The following is an 18,131-nucleotide window of genomic DNA, read 5'->3' as shown; positions in this document are numbered from 1 at the left end:
CATTCTCATGAAGAAGAACCAGCAAGTAGCTGTGGTGCCCGCAGGTACGGAACTACCTGGCGGGCCCGACATCACGATTTTGCACACGTACGACAACGGGGATCAACTCGTAGAGGCGCCGGCCACAACTGTCGCTGCTACGGAGTCGGCCAGAGTCATACCTCCCCGGCCAGAAGCTCCGCAATCAGAGGCCGACCGATCCAACATTGAGTCGATTATCGGCGACGCTGACACGTTCGCGCTGGTTGAGTTAGCCGGACCGCCAGAGCGGTCTGTGGTCGAACGATTGGAGGCGGCCGGGGTCGCGCTGGTGACATTCGAGCCTCCCGCCAGTTACCTTGTGCGGGGAAAGAAGTCGGCGTTGGAAGCAGTTGCGGCGCTCCCGGTTGTGCGTGCAGTGTCGCTTCCCACTGCGCGGAGCAAGCCTCGCACGCGCATGCCAGAAGCCGGAACCAAAGACGTCTGGGTCGTGTTGCACTCGAGCACCGCGGAGCAGACGTTGACCGAGCTGAGGGGGGTAGCTGGGCTAAGTATCGTGGGCGATCTCGAACCTCCAGCCGGGCTCTACCAACGGATTAGTGCGATAGCAGATGGCACCTCCGTGGACTCGGCACTCGCACTGCCGGGGGTAGCGGCCGTTGAAGATCGTGTACCGATTCGGCCCGAAGATGAGGTTGCTGACCTCATCGTGGCGGGAATGATTGACGCTCAGCGACGTCCGGTCGGCAACTATTTGCGGTGGTTGGAGGACCGCGGGATCAACGGGGCGGGGGTGACCATCGGAATCGTGGATAACGGTGTCGACGAGACTCACGACGCCTTTACTGGGCGAATCGTCGCTCACGATGGGAATCGTCGCGACTGGCATGGCACGTTTGTTGCTGGTCATGCTGCCGGTGACTTTCGTACTGAGCGCGATTCGAACGGTTACTTGTACGGAGTGGGGATGGCGCCTGGCGCTGATCTCATCACCCAATCCAGCAGCGACTCATCAGCACTCAACTGTCGCCAGACCGTAACCACCTCGGGAATTTTGGGCGGAGCGAACGGCTCCGTCCAAAACAACTCTTGGGGAACGGAAACCATGCCGGGTGGGATGGACTACGGCTCGGCAGAGGCGACTTTCGATGGTTTGGTGCGCGATGCTGACGGGGCAAGCACTGCACTGACGATTTGTTTTTCCGCGGGCAACAGGGGCAGCGACGGCCTGACCCGACCCAAGGCGGCCAAGAATGTCATTGTGACCGGCAATTCAGAAAGCTATCGCCCCGAATTCCGGGCGGATAAACCGACTGCGGCGGCGGAGGCTGATGACCCTAACGAGATGTTCACCGGCAACGGAGCCTCTAGCTATGGCAACTGTCTAGACGGGAGAATTCGACCCCACGTTTGTGCACCAGGCGAGTGGACGGCAGCGGCGAATTTTGGGATGACTTCGTCATCGATCGAATTCATCAGTGCCCAGATGACGTGGGGTGGTGGCACCTCGGGGGCCTCACCGAAGACCGCCGGAGCATGTGCTCTCGCGATTGATTGGTGGGCCAGCAATATCGGTGGTGATGCTCCCTCGCCGGCCATGTTGCGTGCAATGATGGTGAACGGCGCCACCGACACTGGGTTCGGCGGACCGATCCCCAACAACCGTCAAGGCTGGGGACGTGTGAACCTCGGAGCAGTATTCGACGACTCCGTGCACAAGCTGTACGTCGACCAATCGATTCGGCTGGCCTCGATCGGAGAAATGCGCCAATGGAATCTTTACGCGTCTGACCCCAACAAACCGGTAAAGGTGACTCTGACGTGGACAGATCCACCCGGCACGGTGGGGTCAGGCACCGTTGACCGTCCGGCCATCGTGAACCGATTGCGGCTCCGGCTCGACCACAGCGGTAATACTTACTTTGGCAACGACTTCACCAATGGTTGGTCCCGCTCCGGTTCTCCGGGCGATGATGAAGGTACCGACAACACGCAGAACATTTATCTGCAGGGCGGTGAGATCGTTGGGGCGTTTACCGTGACCGTCGAAGCTCTGCAGCTAGCGATGAACTGCCTCACCAATCGGCCGACGAGTCCACAACAGGATTTCGCTCTCGTGGTGCATAACGCTCATATGAATGCGGGAACCACGCCGGTCGACACTACCGTGCTCGTCGATGACGCGAGTGGCATTCCCGGCGGCGACGACCATTGGGGCGGCGATGACAACGATGGCACAAACGATCGCGACGCTACTTGGGGCAACGGATCGGAACGTCCGTCGCTTCGTCGTGGTGACCGCGGGCAGGATGTGCGCGATTTGCAAGAACTGCTTACGGCGTTGGGGTACGACACCAACGGCATCGATGGCGACTTTGGGAGCGGTACACAATCGGCTCTGCGCCAGTTTCAGCGCGATCAAGGCCTCGGTGCCGACGGGATCGCGGGTGCACTGTCGTGGGCGGCGCTCGAAAACGCTAGGGCGAGGGTGCAGCCCCCTGTGGCAGGGGGAAACGGACCTAGCGGCGGCGGATCGGAGCCCGCTGGCGGCGGAGGAGCCACGCCGGTAGGTGGGGGGTCGGAACCCTCTGGCGGCGGCGGCGCTTCTTCTGGCAGCCGGATCGACGTCACTAACCGCCCGACATTGCGTCGTGGCGACCGGGGAGTAGACGTGCGTGTTCTGCAGCAGTTATTGACCGACCTGAGTTACGACACGAATGGCGTCGACGGTGACTTCGGCGCCGGAACCCAGTCGGCGGTTCGCCGATTCCAAAGCGACGAGCGACTGAGCGCCGACGGTGTCGTAGGTTCTGCGACGTGGCGGCGACTGGGTGAGCTATCCAACACCAGCGAGAGTGAGGGTTCGAATAGCGATTGGAGCGACTGGGACGACGGATCCGAGAGCTCACCGCAAGCCGAGATCACCGAGCGCAGTGCTGAACCGCCGCTGGTGACAACTGAGTTGCTCGCTGCTGTGGCCGCGGAGCAGTCCGCCCTCAGCCAGACTGAGACAGCTGACGAGAGAACTGTCGTGGGCCCTCTGAGCGGTGGGTTGGCCGCGCTTGCGGAGAGCTGGAATTCGCCGAGCGACGATCAGGGTGTCGTGCGTGCGCGTTCAGCTTTGGTGGTGGTTGGTCGCGGTAGTCGCTTTAGTCTGCGCGACCTCGTAGGGCTGCGCCGACTCGCGCATCTGGGAACGCTTTTTCTCCTGAGTGACGATCGGCAAGTCTTGGGCTGGTTGGCCCAGCGGTTGCACGTCAGCCAGGGAATCCACTACCGGCTGACTACCGGTCAAGATGGCGCGGCAGGTGCTGCTCGGGATGCGGTGGCTGAGGCCAACGGTCGCCACCGTGCGATTCTGCCCACACGCTCTAACGACGCCAGCAGCGCGGTGGCCGCCCGCCTTGACCTGACGGAGTTAGATCAGTACGCGGTAGTAGTGGTGAGAGAGTCCACGCGAGAACTGGTGGTGACCGATCCGGCGGGCAAAAAAGTCACGATTAGTACTCGTTCGCGAGCTAAGGGCGTGAGGCTTCAGACCCTGAATGACCATGAGATTCAATTATTGCTTGACGGATCCGTGGTGCAGCTCGCCGGGAGTTGGGTGATTGAGGCCACGCCGATCCCAGACGCCGTTGCGACGTTCCAGGCCACTGTCGGAGGTCGACCGTTGACGACAATGCGAGTTGGCGGCCAAGTCGAGGGTGACGGAGGTCCTGCCAGCGAATCTGGTCGAGTCAGCCCGAGCCTCGTCACCGTGACCGCAACAAGCGGCACGCTACTGCAGACTCGCGTCAGCGCAGTCTCATCTAGCGAGTCCAACCGAGAACGGGTCGAGCTTCGACCAGCTATTCGGCGCCTGAACCAGCTTGGCGAGACCGCGGTCTCCGCGGAGAGTGGTGGAGCGCCAGCAGCCTCCGCGCCGGCGCTTAGCGGCGCGCTCCCTGCTCCTGTCGAGCGAGGGATCACTGACGTAATTGTGGAAAGCCGTGGCGTGTCCGCAGAGGGCCACCCGTTTCAGCGCTCGCACCACGGTGACATTGTCTCGGTGCTGTCACGCAGCGAATACCGTCGAAATCGCGGGCGCACGGTGGAGTCGTGGGAGCTGCTGCGCGGGCACGTGCGTGAGGTGAAATACGACAGGGCGGGGCGTGTCATGGCGATGTTGGTTCGTGCGGCTGCCGGAGAACGTGTACTTCGCGTAGACGACGAAACCCTTCGCCGGCTGCTATCGGAGACAGATCTCGGTGCTCGAGAATTCATTTTTGGTGTAGACGGCAATATTGTGCGCTCCGTAGTAAGCCCGTTCGAGGGGGCAGCATGAATTGGGTCAATCGTGTGGGAGTTGCGTTGAGCGCCTCTGCTGACAGCAAGACCGCGTTCGCACGTGCGCCGGCGCTGCAGGCGAACGCGGAGGCTCGACAGGCGATCACGGTACAGAATGCTGCGCACAGCGCTATTCAACTTTCGCTGGCATCGCGGGCGTCGATCGTGCCAGCGGCGTCACGCAAGAAGCTCTCAGTTGCGCGTCCTCAGGTAAGGGAGAAAACGGTGCCAGCAACGGTCGTCGTTGCTCAGCTGCTACGCGCTCGTCCATATTTTGAGATTGGAGTTGTAGCGAACGTTCCCGTTCCGCGCCGTGTAGATCCGATTCTGGTCGGAGATGTCATGGTGTTTCCGGGTGACGGCACAGCCATGCTGCTTGCCACGGCTCCGATCGGGCGCGGCACCTCAGTCACCATTCGCTCCGAGGAAGTGGGCGGCACGGTGCGCATCACCGGGGGTGCTGCAACGGTGTCATGCACTGCCTTGCCAGTTTTCACTGATGAAGAGGTTGCCGCGCGAAGGGGAAGCTGGGAGGACGCGTTGGCGGCGGCGGGGTACGGCACACAAAGCTGGCATTTTCAGGCGTTAAACATGAGATCGGTCCGCCCTCGATTAGATCTTCCAGCCGAGCATATCGTCGGTCAGGCGGTGGTCTCGGCAGGCACCGACACCGCCGACGCGGTCTTCATCGTGGAGCTGTCGGCGCGCGGTGCGCAAGCATGGGAGCAGGCGTTAGTGGCGGGAATGCCCAGCGGGATCGTGGGGTCTGTGGCGTTTGACGTGTCGTTCGCTGCTGAATTAGGTGGAGCGTTGAGCACGCAGCAACATTCATTGTCAGGCTCGCTCGGCGCAGTGATCGCTAGCGGGTCGATAAGCCACCGAATCGTGCGCGCTGAAGTCGGGGTGCCAGCCAGGCTTTTGGTACGTGGGCACCCCACGATTGACCACGTCGCTATTACATTGCACTCTGGGGATGATGTCGAGACCGCGTCGATCGGTGCCGATGGCGGAGAGGTCACGATGACAGTCGCGACCACTGAGACTGGCGCGGAGGAGATTCGTTGGTCTGCTGAAGTGTCGTTTGCGTCTGCCACGTGGCCGACTATCGCAACCTCAGGCACTCTCAGCGATGCTCGCGGTTGGTCGTCGATTTTGGCCCCCGCGACGTGGACTCGAACTGTCGATGTGATGACGGTGTTGGTTGACGACGCGGGGCGAACTGTTAGCCCCGACGGCAGCGAGGTCTTATCGGGAAACGTGCGCTATCGGCCAGCGGATGTCAGCGGACGAGCTCTCGACACCGGGTTCGAATGCCGTCACCAACAGATGGCGACCGTGCTGATTCCTGATCCGCCCGCGGCTCCAGAAACGGGGATCGCGGAGGTCGAATTATCGATGATGATTCTCCGAGGCGACCGCCAAGCTATGACATCGACGACGGTTAAGGCCAACGACCGTTGGGTGCTGGCCCGAGTGCGCCCGGACGCGACCGTCAACTTTTCAACGAATAGTTCCCCATCGAGCGAAACGGACGTGCTCAGCAGCACTCGTCGAGCCCTCACCGAGCTATTGGGAGGCTTCACTTAGTGGGGCGATCGCCTCGCTCGATTTCTGCATCTTTTCCCCGTAGCGGATTAGGGCGCAACGCGGCTTCCAGCGGGGGCCGGAGTCTGCACGCCCATGCTTTCGATGTGCGCAAAGTGTCCTGCCTTGGCCGCTATCTGCTGCCTAGTGTGAGGGAGCGCAGACGCGAACCAGGCATCGTCTTTCGAACTCACGAAGACGTCTCGCTCGCCACGAACTAGCGTGACGGGGCACTCGATGCTCGCCCACTCGCTTTCGTCGTACTGTGTGGCGGCGTGGGCGCCCAACACGAAAGAGCGAGAGCGAATCTCTGTCACGAGGGAGTTGATCACCGACTCGTCGAGCTCGCGCCAGCGAGCGAAAAGGGGCGAACTAAGCGGCCCTAGGAGCCGTATCCGGTGCAGCGCGGGCACCAGCCAAGTTCCCGCCGGGTCAAGCGCCGAAAGAAGGCGCATTGCGCCGAGCATTCCGGCCAGCAGCGGCACATCGCCGAAGTGTCGAAGCGGGTGCCGTAGCACCGCTAATGCACCAGGTCCGGTCGCTGAAATGCCGACGACGCTGCGCGTGCGCTCCGGATACCGGGCCGCGAGGCTGAGCGCGAGATGTCCGCCAAGGGAATGGCCGAACACATTCCAGCGCGGAAAGCCGAGGGTCGTTGTGACGTGGGCTATGGCATCCACCATATCTTCGACCGTTGTATCGTCTCGGATCGAACCGCTTTCTCCCCAACCGGGGAGGTCGACGGCAACCACGTTGTGTAGTGGTTGGCCGGCATCGTGGGCAGCGCGGATGAAGGGTAGCCACGTGGTCCATGAGCCTGCTGCTCCGTGAAGTAACAGCGTTGCGGTATCGGAAACCCCGGCAGCATTGGGATGGACGTGCACCACCACATCGCCGAGCACCGCCGACACGACGACGCGCGAGAACCCGACCGTGGCAGGGTCGTGGGGGTCGCCGGCGTGGTAGCGCGTGCTGGAGGTAGGAATCGAGTTCACACTCAGTAGTTCGTAGCGGTCACTCCCGGAGTTTGCTGGGGATGCCGCGCCGTGACCGCATCGCTCGAGCTACTTCACGACCTCGATCTGTGTGGATGCCGCTGCTTCACCGATTGAGCCGAGATCGATCACGTTCTCGAAGCCTGCATCTTCCATCATCGCGACGGCCTGGCCGGAACGGTTGCCCGATTTGCAGTAGACGGCGTACTCCGCGTCGGCGTCGAGTGTGGGGAGCGCTGCCGCAAACTCGCCTCCGTTGAGATCGAGGAGCGTCGCGCCGTCGAGGTGGCCTGCAGCGTATTCAGCCGGAGTGCGAACGTCGACAAGGATGGTGTCAGCACTGAGCTCAATGCTGTCGTTGGTAGCCGAGCATCCAGCGATTGAGGCCAGCATGACGAGGGATCCCGCGAGAGCGGCGAGGGGGCGGAGCATTTTTCTCCTTGCGAAAAAGATGGTCGAGTGGAAGTGGAAGTGTGCGAAATTCTGATGAATTAGTGGCGTTTGCGCGCTAGCGCTAGCACTGGCAACGATCTGCTTCGGCGACGTTGGCGAGGGCATCCTCGATATGTTCTCCGCATCCAGCCCAGGTGGGCTTACGGCAGTTCTGGCAAGTGACTTGTGCGCACATGTAATTTCCTAACGACCGAAGAGGCGGGCAAAGAAGCCGCCTTGAGCGGATTTTGCGGCGTCAATTTCCGACTGCGAGTGCTTGCCGTTGCACCAGTTGGATGAGGGAACGCTGCGCTTGACGGACTGGATGTGGTCTCCGCATCCGGCCCAGGTTGTTTTGCCGCATACCCGACAGGTGACTGCTCTGCACATAACTCTTCTTTCGGTTTCTTGACTGGGTAAATTAATACCCTCGGGGGTATGCCGAAACTATACCCCACGGGGTATTCATGCTGTCAATTCCTCTTTGAGCGCGCTCACTTCCACAAGCTATTTCTTTCGCTCGCCTGGGAGTCGGCTAGGGCTGGCATCGCGGAGTGCGGAGTCGAGGGCGGCATGCCCCGCTCGAAAGTCCGGCAGTGCTAGGCGGAGCTGGCAGCGAGAATGAGGCGTGCGAGCTCGAGGATCGGTTCGCGCAGCGCTGTGGTGAGGATCGCAAAGACCAAGATGTTGAGAACGACCGTGCCCCAGAATGCCTGCCGAAATGTGGCTTTCTGGGTCTTGTGGCGAAGGTGCTGCTGGGCGACTATCGCTCCGGGCCAGCCCCCAAACAGTCCTAATCCGAGCAGGGCACTTTCGCTCACGCGCCACTGCTTTGTTTGCGCTGCCTTTTTGTCCGCAGCGTAGGAACCATAGGTGATGAGGCTCATTGTCAGATACAGCGCCGCGAATAGCCAGGGGAGTGCACCAATCGCCGTGACGATGCCGATAGCAACCGCGAACGTGACTAACACCACGTAGCGCATGCCGCCGGGACGGCGTTTGCGTGTACGAAGCGGCCGGCCGGAGGCGGCGAGATAGCGAATGTTGCGCGCGCGCACCTTGTCATCACTGGTGCGTTCGACCGCGAAGCTGAGGCGTTCGCCCGGTGCCGGACGGGCATCACGGGGAGGGAACGCCGAGATGTGAGCAAATAGTCGTTCACCGTCGTCACGAGTGACGAAACCGAACCCGCGTTCGTCGTTCCACGAGGCCAAGACGCCTTCACTGCGTGTGCTTCGCGAACCCATATACAGAGGGTAACCCGCGCACAGAGCTGTCGCGGTCACGGCATACCCGCTGAACCGTTGCGTTCAGCGGTCAGAGAAGGAATGCTTCTACACTGAGCGCACAAGCTCCAAGACGAGCGCGACTCTACTTCACGGAGTATGCAAGCACGATTCATCGCGACCACAGACAGGAAACCTCGTGACTGTTGCCCATTCGTCCCCTCGAACCCCCTGGTGCGCATCCCGATCGGGTGAGGTGCGGCCAGAGACTTTCGATCAGTTGGATGCGTGGTGGCGGGCAGCGAACTATCTCGCGGTCGGCCAGATCTATCTGCTCGATAACCCCTTGTTGCGCGAGCCACTTCGCCGCGAGCACACCAAGCCGCGACTTTTGGGTCATTGGGGAACGACTCCGGGTCTCAACTTTGTGTGGGCTCACCTCAATCGCATCATTCGCGATCGCGACACCGACACCATTTTCGTCTCCGGGCCCGGGCACGGTGGGCCAGCCGTCGTCGCGAGCGCGTACCTCGATGGAACGTACAGCGAAACCTATGGCGACATCGATAAGAGTGCGGATGGCATCCGCAAGCTCTTTAGGCAATTCTCCTTTCCTGGTGGTATTCCGAGTCACGCGGCGCCCGAAACTCCGGGTTCGATCCATGAGGGTGGCGAACTCGGCTATGCGTTGTCGCACGCGTACGGCGCAGCCTTCGATAACCCGAACCTGTTGGTCGCGGCAGTCGTGGGTGATGGCGAGGCCGAGACCGGACCGCTAGCAACGAGCTGGCACTCGAATAAGTTCATCGACCCCGAACGCGATGGAGTGGTTCTGCCGATCTTGCACCTCAACGGCTACAAGATCGCGAACCCCACAGTTCTGTCACGCATCCCCGAAGACGAACTGTGCGACCTCATGCGTGGCTACGGGCATACTCCCTACGTAGTCTCGGGCGGATTCGACGACGAAGACCCGCGCGCCGTGCACGAACGCATGGCGGCGACTCTCGATGACATCGTCGATCACATTGCTCGGATCAAAGCGGATGCCGCGGCGGGAACGCTCGAGGGGCGCCCGGCCTGGCCGATGCTGATTTTGCGCACGCCCAAGGGCTGGACGGGACCGCAAGTGGTCGACGGTCATCCCGTCGAAAACAACTGGCGTTCGCATCAGGTGCCCCTCGCCAGCGTGCGCGATACCGAGGAGCACTTGCAGCAGCTTCAGGAATGGATGGCGTCGTATCGTCCAGAAGAACTGTTCGATGAGAGCGGCGCACCGCGCGCGCTGACCACAGCGCTCGCGCCGACGGGCGATCGCCGCATGAGCGCCAACCCCGTCACGAATGGCGGATTGCTGCGTGCGCCATTGCGGTTGCCCGACTTTCGGGACTACGCCGTCGACGTGCCGAACCCAGGCGAAACGACAAGCTCGGCAACGGGCGCTCTGGGGGAGTGGCTGCGCGATGTGGTGCGCGACAATCCCGACAATTTCCGCATCTTTGGGGCCGACGTCACGGCATCCAATCGACTGAGTGCTGTCTTCGACGTGACCGATAAGCAGTGGGATGCCGGATTCCTGCCGATCGACTCCGACAATCATCTAGCTCGTGCGGGGCGCGTAGTGGAGATGCTCAGCGAACACCAGTGTCAGGGCTGGCTCGAGGGGTACCTTCTCACCGGTCGCCACGGCATGTTCAATTCGTACGAGGCGTTCATTCATATCGTCGACTCAATGTTCAATCAGCACGCTAAGTGGCTCGAGGGCGCAAACGCGATCCCGTGGCGTCGACCGGTGTCATCGCTCAACTATCTGCTGAGCTCGCACGTCTGGCGTCAAGACCACAATGGTGCCTCGCATCAAGACCCCGGCTTCCTTGACTTGGTCATGAACAAGAAGCCCGATGTCGTGCGCGCGTATCTGCCGTGTGACGCCAACACCTTGATTGCCACCTACGACCACTGCCTTCGTTCTGTCGACAAAATCAACGTCGTCATCGCGGGCAAGCACCCCGAGAACAACTGGCTCGATATGCCGGCTGCGATCGAGCACTGCACTCGCGGCATCGGCCTGTTCGACTGGGCAGGAACTGAAGTTGTTGGTCGGGAACCGGATGTCGTTCTCGCCTGTGCCGGTGACGTTCCGACGCTTGAGGTACTTGCTGCCGCGCAGATCTTGCGAGAACGGATCCCCGAGCTGCGGGTGCGAGTCGTCAACGTCATTGACCTGATGCGCTTGCACAGTGAATCGGAGCATCCGCATGGTCTCAGCGATGCCGAATACGATGCGATCTTCACGACAGACAAGCCGGTGATCTTTGCGCACCACGGCTACCCCTGGTTGATTCATCGCCTCACCTACAAGCGCGCTGGCCACGCGAATCTCCATGTGCGTGGGTACAAAGACGAGGGCACAACGACAACGCCCTTCGACATGGTGATGTTGAACGATCTCGATCGCTACCATCTGGTTATCGATGTGCTTGAGCGTGTTCCGGGGCTCACCTCGCGGCACGCCGCGTTCTGGCAAGAGATGCACGACACCCGACTTCACGCGCAGCAGTACACGCGGGAGCACGGCGAAGATATGCCCGCGGTGGCTGACTGGAAGTGGAAAAGGGCATGACCTTGATCGAGTTGATGGGCACCGCGCGGTGGACGACCGAGCCTGTTGCTGTCGAGTTCAGTGACGAAACGCTGCGCGTAACCGCCGCCGAAAACAGTGATGCGTGGCGCACAACGTCGTATGGATTTGTCCACGACACAGAACATGCGTTCATTTCGCCCCTGCCGGTCGATAGCGCTATCGAAGTAAGCTTCGTGCTCGATTTCAGTGAACAGTTCGACCAAGCAGGGCTGTTTGTGCGTGAGTCTGACAGCGAGTGGATGAAAGCTGGCGTCGAAATCTCTGACGGTGCGCCGCAGCTGGGCGCCGTTGTCACGCACGGCTTCTCTGATTGGTCGGTTGCTCCGGTCGCGGAGTGGTCTGGACGCACGGTCACGATGCGTGCGAGTCGCACCGGCAACGCGATCACGGTGCGCGCCAGAGTCGACGACGATGACTTTCGCCTCGTTCGCCTCGCCTATTTCTCACCCGAGGCAAATCTCGAAGCTGGACTGTATTGCTGTGGTGCAACCCGCGCTGGACTGGTCGTCACCTTTACCGGGTATCGCCAAACTGATGCGGATGTGTCGCTGCACTAGAGGAGGCGGAGGAGGCGGCCGAGGCAGGCGGGATGTCAAGAATTCGGCCGTTGCACAATTCACAACCAGGACTGTCGCCGATCGTCGAAAACTCGGTGGCTGACTGCCTAAAACTGGGGGTAAAAGAGGTTCTGGTGCGCAGCGCTTTTTGTGTTTAGAATTACCGAGACATCGCGTGGATGCCCAGCAATTTGTGCCCAATCCGGAGTTCTTCCTTGGGCCGTCAGAAAGAACGAGCACTCGGTATGGACATCACCGATTTCGCTATTAACGCACTCGGATTCGTGGGCACCACATTCTCGTTCCTGATGTGGGTTCCGCAGGCCAGAATCACGTGGCAGAGCCGTAACGATGCTGTGCGCCTTGCCGGTATTTCTGAAACCACCCAATGGTTGCTCGTGCTCGGCTATGGCGTTTGGGGAGCCTACGGACTTTTGAGCGCATCAATGTGGGTTGCCGCGCCCAGCGTGATTGCCATTCCACTCGCGGCTGCGACCATCGTGGTAATTCGACGAGGTCGCAGACTTCCTGATGAAGGGCGCTCGTTCCCCATTTTCTCCAGCACGGATGCTGATCCTTTCGTCACGATTAGCGACGGACTGATCGCGCTCACCGAATCCATTCCCATCATTCATACCCACGGCGAAACCCGCGCCGAAGAGGCCCTGGTTACGCACGACACGTCAGACGCTCTGGGCGAGCCATTGCCGCAGTCCGCGGGCTACACCGCGACGGGCACGATTCCGATCCTCGCCTAGAAGAGCGGGTTTTCGCTGCGGCTTCCCGGTCGCCTACGGCGGCTGCGGCTCGTTACGCTTCTTCGACGATGTGCGGCTCGTTCGGCAGATCGTCTTTGGTCTCCCCGGTGCTATTGGCGTGCAATTGTGCTGCGTCACCACGGAGCGTCATAGCGATCACCGGGAAGAGAAGCACCGACAACAAACCGGCGCCGACGAGCGCAGCGGCAGTACCCGCGTCGATGTATTCGCTGTCAAGGCCGATCGCTGTCACCGCGACGATGATGGGGAGCCCGGTCGCCCCTAAAAGACCGAGAGCGGCACGGTCGCGCGTGCGGGAACCCTTCGGGGCAGCGAACAGGGACGGGACTCCACGCACAACGAGGAGGAGCACGAGGAAGATGGGGACAAGCAGGGCCACGCTCGAGTCCGTTGTGAGGGCTTCTAGATCGAAGGACACTCCCGTGTTGATGTAGAAAATGGGAACGAGGAACCCGAAGGCGATCGCATCCAGTTTGGAATCGACCATAGCTCTGTCACGCTCGGGCGCTTGGCGCATCATGACCTGCCACAGCAGCCCGGCGACGAATGCGCCCAGAAGCATGTCGAGATCGAGCACGATGCTCAGCACTACGAGGGCGGCAACGATGAAGATAACAACACGGATCGCGAACTGGCCGGAGGTGTGCAGAGTGCCGGTGACAATCCGGTGGAGACCGCTGTGCTCAATGCGGGCAGCGAGGAACAGCAGAATCATCGCAATTGCGATGAAAACGCCCAACACGATAGTCGAGACACCGAGTGAACTCGCTCCGAGAAAGATTGAGATAGCGATCAGCGGACCAAATTCACCGACGGCTCCTAGCGCTACAGCGGCGCCGCCAAAGCGAGTGGGAAGTTCGCCGGCATCGCGCAGGATCGGCATGATCGCACCGAGCGCGGTCGAGCACAGTGCGATACCGATCACGACAGCGCCGAAACTTGGTTCGATGAGAAATCCAATGGCTACTCCCGCAGCCAACCCGATGAGCCATCCGAGTGACGCCCGCCGGCCATTGCGCCCGCGAATGGCACTCAGCCGGATTTCATTTCCGGCCATAAAGAACAGCATCGCAAGGCCGAAGTCAGAGAGCTGTTCCACGAACTTTGAATCACCGACCCAGCCGAGAACGCTTGGCCCAATCAGGATGCCGAGAAGGAGCTCAAAAACAACAATTGAAATTCGGACTACTGGCGCGAGCGCACGCGCTAACAGCGGCGCCATTACGGCGAGTATCGGAATGAGCACAAGACCCCAGCTGGTCATCTCCATTACTTCTTCGCCGCTATCCATTGCGAACAAAACTGTCGATTTCGGCGGTGATCACGTCACGCACTACGGAACTGTCGAGATCAGCAACCCCATCACCAGACTGCAGGCCGTAGTCGCCGAAGCGGGCGTGATTGGCGCCATCGATCGGAAAGAATGTTGTATTGGTCGGCAGTAGGTGTGCGGCATTCATTATTTTCTCCGGCGTGCTGAGGAGATCGTTGCTGCCGCTGAGGCTCAAAACGCGGGTGCCCACATCCGCGAGATCATTGGCGCAATAACTGGCGAAGAGCACCAAGCCACTCACATCAGGTTGGGCTGCGTACTGGCACGCACGCACGCCACCCAGAGAATGCCCACCAACAAACCAGCTGTCGATATCCGGTGCGGCATCCGTGAACGTGGTCAGCGGGCGCTGATCGAAGAATGCCAGATTAAGAATCGGCTTGGTGACGACAACAGTCAAGCCCGACTCGACGACTGCGCCCGAAAGCTTGTAGAGATAGGCCTCGGCGTTCACCTTTGCCCCGGGAATGAACACCAGTCCGATGCCGGATGCTCCATCGGTGGGGGAGAGGATGAAGGAATCAGGGGTCTCGTGCAAGGAAACCGCAGGGTTAGCGCTCACCTTTTCGAGCGGACCGGGCTCCGCTTGCATGACGCCAACATTAGCCCACACCAGAATTCCGATCGCAGCGAACACAATGAGCGACGCAAGCGAAATCAGGAGAACACGCACAATGCGACCGCGGCGAGATGGCAACGTGGGGCGTGACGCTGGCGCGCGAGGCGAACTCGGTTCAGATGGAGTCGACTCAGCGGCATGCATCGGCCCAGTCTAGAGAATCCGCGCCGTTGGCGGGTTCGATCAGCGGCGTTCAGGAATATCTGTGGTGCATCCCGGTTGAATAGAGATGATGACTACACCACTTCGTCTTTCTGTTCTCGACCTGATTCCTGTGCGCAGCAACCAGACCTCCGCCGATGCCCTTGCGGCTACGACAGCCCTTGCGCAACGTGCCGATGATCTCGGCTTCTCGCGCTATTGGGTGGCCGAGCATCACAATATGAAAGCGGTGGCGTCCACCAACCCCGCCGTGCTCATCGGCATTCTCGCAGCGCAAACCAAGCGTATTCGTGTCGGGTCCGGGGGAGTGATGCTCCCTAACCACGCCCCGCTCGTCGTCGCCGAACAATTCGCCATTCTCGAAGCAGCCTTCCCCGGTCGAATCGATCTGGGCATCGGGCGTGCACCGGGCAGCGACCCCGTCATCACCTCCTATTTACGCACGACGGGAACGACCAGCGACGTCGATGCGTTCCCGCGCAACGTGGCCGATATTCGCAGCCTCATGCATCCTGAAGGTGCATCGCTTCAGCTACCGTCTGGTCAGGTCTATGAGCTCACCGCGACGCCACGCGCCGCATCGGTTGCCGAACTGTGGCTGCTCGGGTCGAGTGACTACTCGGCACGCCTAGCGGCAGCGCAAGGCATGCCCTACGTTTTCGCTCACCATTTCTCGGGGCAGGGAACTGAGCGGATCATGGGCTTGTACCGCGACAACTTTGTGCCGTCTGAGCAGCTCGCGGAACCACGCACCTTCCTGACGCTCAATGTCTCGGTAGCCGCAACAGCGACCGAAGCCCGCGCCGCAGCCCTTCCGCAATTGCAACAAATGGCGCGACTGCTCAGTGGAATGCCGCTCGGCCCACTCGCGACAATCGAGCAGGCTGCGACGAACGAACTTGCCGCTCCGCAACAGCAGATGGTGGATGACATGGCCGAACGCTGGGTCATCGACGAGCCAGTCGCAGCAGCAGCGCGCATTCGCTCGCTGGCCACCAAATTCGGTGTGGACGAAGTCATGGTGACGCCAGGCCTCTCGGCCCATGACGCGGATGCGGCCAACACGTCGCCCGCGCGGGTTCGCGCGCTTGAACTCTTGGCCGAGCAACTGCTCGCGTAATGCTCAGACCGCCAGTCGTGCTGGCGGCTGAGCGCTCGCCATTCTTGCTACTTAGGGTTGGAAGCGTTGGGGCGAAGCCTCAGCTGTCGGACGCCTTCGTGTTCCCGCATTTCAACGTTCGAGTTGAGTGAGGTCACAAAGTCGCTGAAGGTCTTAAACTTCAACGAAGCCTCGTCGAACGATGGATCAATACGGAGCATTTGGTTCTTGACTGCCGAACTGTTCAGCCAGTCGGAGTCCTCTTTCTGCTGCACGAGTCGAATTGCTCGCACTAATAACTTGAGCGGACTGACTTTTGTGGCGGGCTGATCGGGGGTGACCTTGGCTGCACTCGTAACAGTCGAGCCGATCTTGCTGGTTGCTTTGGCTGGTTGCTTCGACGTGGTAACGGTCGATTTCTTAGGTGCAGGGCTAGGTGGTGTTGCAGCCACCGTTTTCTTGACAGGCGTTGCTGCGGTTTTCACTGGCGCTAAAGCGGCAGAGACGGGGGCAGGTGCCGATAGGGGCGCCGGTGTCGCGACCGAATTGCCGCCAAACTCAACCCCGGGCAACGAGTCGTAGTCGGCGAACTTGTCGCACGACGACGTGAGGGCCTGGCTTGTACCGCCGGCGACGCCAACGCCGACCACGAAACGTCCTAAAGTCTTGGCTCGTTGAGCGAGAGCAACATAGTCAGAGTCGCCGGCAACAATCACCACATGGGTAAGATCTGGCAGGCGAAATAGGTCTTCCATCACATCGACGGCCAGGCGGATGTCGGCACCATTTTTCATTTGAGCTGTCAGCGGAAAAAGCTGTACCAGCTCCACCGCGCGGTTGATGAGCTGCTTCTGGTAGCCCGCATTGACGGGCACTGACCAGTCAGCGTAAGCGCGACTGAGGGCAACCGTTCCGAAAGAAGATGCGTAATCGAGGATGGCTTCGACATCCACTTCGGCCTCGGCCAGCTTGCTGCCGACAACGCTCGTCGTTGTGCTGCCTGAGCTGTGCCACCGAGCTTTGTCTTTCTGAAACTGGCCGTTGCCGTGTTTTTGGTTGTACCGCGAAATAACGATGTTGTCGAAGTCGATGTAGACGGCCACGCGGCCCTCTGTTGAGATGGGCATATGGTCTCCTGGGTGTGGATGGTCGACCTCGCGCCGACTTTCGCTGAGGTTTCTTCGGCTCACGTTAGCAGTACACGCCGCGCAATTGTGTCCAGCAAGTGCTCCATCATCGCTACGATTAACTGAGCAGAATGAGTGAGGCGAGTGATGACGTACAGCGCAATGAGGGTTCGTGCGACCCCGGGGACTCCGAGGGCAGGGAACGCTGGCACCGTCGCGATCGTGGCAGGCATCGCTGTCGCCGGTTGGATTTCTTTTGGCCGACACCTCTTTGGCATCGGCGGTGATCTGACGATTGCCTATGCAGCAACGTTGGGCGTGATCTTCGCTGTCTTATTAGTTCTCGCTGGGCTCGCAGTTCGGCGCACATCGCGTCGTGGCTTCGAGACCCGGGCCCTCACCCACGCTCTACTCATTGCATCGGGCGCGTGCGGATTCCTTTTGGGGCTCACAATCCCTGATTCGACGCCTCAGGGCTTGCAAACGATCATCAGCGGCCCGAACGAACCAGCTCTCGGGATTGCTATTGGAATCGCCAATCCTCTGGGGGTCATTGGTATCGCGACCGCGATTATTGCGCTGGTTCTTGCTGTCAAAGATTCTCGTGGGCGGATCTCTCTTGTCGAATCGTGGAGCGACGACGAGCCTGGCGATGAAACCTCTACCGCCGAAGTCGTGCCTGCGTAGTTGCCGCCGACTAGCTCACTTGGGAATGTTCGCCAAGATGGTGCCAGCCACGATTGAAGTACACGAGCGGTGGAGCACCGTCAGAGTGAGGGTCGACCGCAGACTGCGTCGCGCTGAGCAATATAATCGAAGCGCTCCCCGCCTCGAGTTGGTCAATCCGCGTTCCCGCCACCCACGCCGGTGCGCTCGGAAAGTACGGCTCGCCGGTCGCTAGCCGCGCCCATAATCTGGTATCTGCGAATCGGTCGACTCCGCTGGTTGCGCACAGCTGCGCGATCTCAAGCTGGTCCTTGCCCAAGAAGTGCACCACATACGAACGGGCGCTACGGATGCTGGCCGCCGTCGAAGTGCGATGACTAATCGAGAACGCGAGAAGCGGCGGCTCGGCGCTCACCGAAACAACTGAGGTAGCGGTGAGCGCGACAGGGCCGTCGGGGGAGTCCGCAGTAATGACGGCAACGCCGCCAGGATATTGGCGAAAAGCGCGCGCAAAATCGTCGCTACTAATCTGGGCGCTGGATGAGGCTCGCTCATCAGAACCGTCAGTCGCGTGGTGCGCGATTGTCTGGTGTCTCACTGTTG

At 60.6% G+C, this 18,131-nt stretch carries 14 protein-coding genes; 7 read left to right on the top strand and 7 right to left on the bottom strand.

What is annotated here, in order from left to right:
- Positions 1-7 precede the first annotated feature (7 nt).
- Both FFT87_RS10470 and FFT87_RS10465 read left to right on the top strand, forming a co-directional pair.
- On the top strand, positions 8-4,303 hold the full coding sequence (locus FFT87_RS10470; protein WP_219948669.1) for a peptidoglycan-binding protein: 4,296 nt from the start codon (positions 8-10) through the stop codon (positions 4,301-4,303).
- Positions 4,300-5,892, top strand: coding sequence for a hypothetical protein (locus FFT87_RS10465; protein ID WP_219948668.1), 1,593 nt, complete (start codon positions 4,300-4,302; stop codon positions 5,890-5,892). Before FFT87_RS10470 ends, FFT87_RS10465 begins: the two co-directional genes overlap by 4 nt.
- Positions 5,893-5,939: 47 nt before the next feature.
- Here the strand turns inward: FFT87_RS10465 and FFT87_RS10460 are convergent, their stop codons facing one another.
- From FFT87_RS10460 to FFT87_RS10450, 3 genes are all read right to left on the bottom strand, one after another.
- The gene (locus FFT87_RS10460) at positions 5,940-6,884 is read right to left on the bottom strand and encodes an alpha/beta fold hydrolase (RefSeq protein ID WP_219948667.1); all 945 of its coding nucleotides are present in this window, start codon (positions 6,882-6,884) and stop codon (positions 5,940-5,942) included.
- A 69-nt stretch (positions 6,885-6,953) separates the two neighbouring features.
- Positions 6,954-7,316, bottom strand: coding sequence for a rhodanese-like domain-containing protein (locus tag FFT87_RS10455; protein WP_219948666.1), 363 nt, complete (start codon positions 7,314-7,316; stop codon positions 6,954-6,956).
- Between the two features lie 599 nt (positions 7,317-7,915).
- Positions 7,916-8,563, bottom strand: coding sequence for a DUF1294 domain-containing protein (locus tag FFT87_RS10450; RefSeq protein ID WP_219948665.1), 648 nt, complete (start codon positions 8,561-8,563; stop codon positions 7,916-7,918).
- Between the two features lie 235 nt (positions 8,564-8,798).
- Here FFT87_RS10450 and FFT87_RS10445 point away from each other — a divergent pair, with 235 nt between their 5' ends.
- The 3 genes from FFT87_RS10445 (at position 8,799) to FFT87_RS10435 (ending at position 12,501) form a co-directional block, all read left to right on the top strand.
- Positions 8,799-11,165 carry a phosphoketolase gene (locus tag FFT87_RS10445; RefSeq protein ID WP_255560146.1) on the top strand — a complete coding sequence of 789 codons (2,367 nt, stop codon included), beginning with the start codon at positions 8,799-8,801 and terminating at the stop codon, positions 11,163-11,165.
- On the top strand, positions 11,162-11,743 hold the full coding sequence (locus FFT87_RS10440; protein ID WP_219948663.1) for a DUF1349 domain-containing protein: 582 nt from the start codon (positions 11,162-11,164) through the stop codon (positions 11,741-11,743). The genes FFT87_RS10445 and FFT87_RS10440 overlap by 4 nt, the downstream gene beginning before the upstream one ends.
- A gap of 245 nt (positions 11,744-11,988) precedes the next feature.
- Positions 11,989-12,501, top strand: a complete 513-nt coding sequence (locus FFT87_RS10435; protein WP_219948662.1) for a hypothetical protein — start codon at positions 11,989-11,991, stop codon at positions 12,499-12,501.
- Between the two features lie 52 nt (positions 12,502-12,553).
- Here FFT87_RS10435 and FFT87_RS10430 read toward each other — a convergent pair whose 3' ends face one another.
- Together FFT87_RS10430 and FFT87_RS10425 are read right to left on the bottom strand one after the other, a co-directional pair.
- Positions 12,554-13,792, bottom strand: a complete 1,239-nt coding sequence (locus FFT87_RS10430; protein WP_219948661.1) for a cation:proton antiporter — start codon at positions 13,790-13,792, stop codon at positions 12,554-12,556.
- Between the two features lie 13 nt (positions 13,793-13,805).
- Positions 13,806-14,618 (bottom strand): alpha/beta hydrolase, encoded by an 813-nt coding sequence (locus FFT87_RS10425; protein ID WP_219948660.1) that lies wholly within the window; start codon positions 14,616-14,618, stop codon positions 13,806-13,808.
- Positions 14,619-14,706: 88 nt separating this feature from the next.
- On the opposite strand from FFT87_RS10425, the gene FFT87_RS10420 reads away from it, so the two are divergent.
- Positions 14,707-15,756 (top strand): MsnO8 family LLM class oxidoreductase, encoded by a 1,050-nt coding sequence (locus tag FFT87_RS10420; RefSeq protein WP_219948659.1) that lies wholly within the window; start codon positions 14,707-14,709, stop codon positions 15,754-15,756.
- A 47-nt stretch (positions 15,757-15,803) separates the two neighbouring features.
- Here the strand turns inward: FFT87_RS10420 and FFT87_RS10415 are convergent, their stop codons facing one another.
- Entirely contained in the window at positions 15,804-16,862 is a 1,059-nt protein-coding gene (locus FFT87_RS10415; protein ID WP_219948658.1) for an NYN domain-containing protein, read from the bottom strand.
- Positions 16,863-17,009: 147 nt separating this feature from the next.
- On the opposite strand from FFT87_RS10415, the gene FFT87_RS10410 reads away from it, so the two are divergent.
- Positions 17,010-17,549: a hypothetical protein gene (locus FFT87_RS10410; RefSeq protein ID WP_219948657.1), complete on the top strand. Its 540-nt coding sequence runs from the start codon at positions 17,010-17,012 to the stop codon at positions 17,547-17,549.
- A gap of 10 nt (positions 17,550-17,559) precedes the next feature.
- Here FFT87_RS10410 and FFT87_RS10405 read toward each other — a convergent pair whose 3' ends face one another.
- A complete protein-coding gene (locus FFT87_RS10405; protein ID WP_219948656.1) occupies positions 17,560-18,126 on the bottom strand; it encodes a flavin reductase family protein in 567 nt (188 codons plus the stop codon).
- Between the last annotated feature and the right edge of the window lie 5 nt (positions 18,127-18,131).

Origin of the sequence: Salinibacterium sp. M195, assembly GCF_019443965.1 — a bacterium.
Classification (GTDB): domain Bacteria; phylum Actinomycetota; class Actinomycetes; order Actinomycetales; family Microbacteriaceae; genus Rhodoglobus.
This window is presented reverse-complemented; position numbering and strand designations above follow the sequence as displayed.

What these genes read in the sequence shown, in the direction of transcription:
- FFT87_RS10455 (WP_219948666.1), bottom strand. Translation starts at nt 7,316, where the DNA reads ATGCTCCGCCCCCTCGCCGCTCTCGCGGGATCCCTCGTCATGCTGGCC.
- FFT87_RS10465 (WP_219948668.1), top strand. Translation starts at nt 4,300, where the DNA reads ATGAATTGGGTCAATCGTGTGGGAGTTGCGTTGAGCGCCTCTGCTGAC.
- FFT87_RS10440 (WP_219948663.1), top strand. Translation starts at nt 11,162, where the DNA reads ATGACCTTGATCGAGTTGATGGGCACCGCGCGGTGGACGACCGAGCCT.
- FFT87_RS10420 (WP_219948659.1), top strand. Translation starts at nt 14,707, where the DNA reads ATGACTACACCACTTCGTCTTTCTGTTCTCGACCTGATTCCTGTGCGC.
- FFT87_RS10410 (WP_219948657.1), top strand. Translation starts at nt 17,010, where the DNA reads ATGACGTACAGCGCAATGAGGGTTCGTGCGACCCCGGGGACTCCGAGG.
- FFT87_RS10470 (WP_219948669.1), top strand. Translation starts at nt 8, where the DNA reads ATGAAGAAGAACCAGCAAGTAGCTGTGGTGCCCGCAGGTACGGAACTA.
- FFT87_RS10415 (WP_219948658.1), bottom strand. Translation starts at nt 16,862, where the DNA reads ATGCCCATCTCAACAGAGGGCCGCGTGGCCGTCTACATCGACTTCGAC.
- FFT87_RS10435 (WP_219948662.1), top strand. Translation starts at nt 11,989, where the DNA reads ATGGACATCACCGATTTCGCTATTAACGCACTCGGATTCGTGGGCACC.
- FFT87_RS10425 (WP_219948660.1), bottom strand. Translation starts at nt 14,618, where the DNA reads ATGCATGCCGCTGAGTCGACTCCATCTGAACCGAGTTCGCCTCGCGCG.
- FFT87_RS10430 (WP_219948661.1), bottom strand. Translation starts at nt 13,792, where the DNA reads ATGGAGATGACCAGCTGGGGTCTTGTGCTCATTCCGATACTCGCCGTA.
- FFT87_RS10450 (WP_219948665.1), bottom strand. Translation starts at nt 8,563, where the DNA reads ATGGGTTCGCGAAGCACACGCAGTGAAGGCGTCTTGGCCTCGTGGAAC.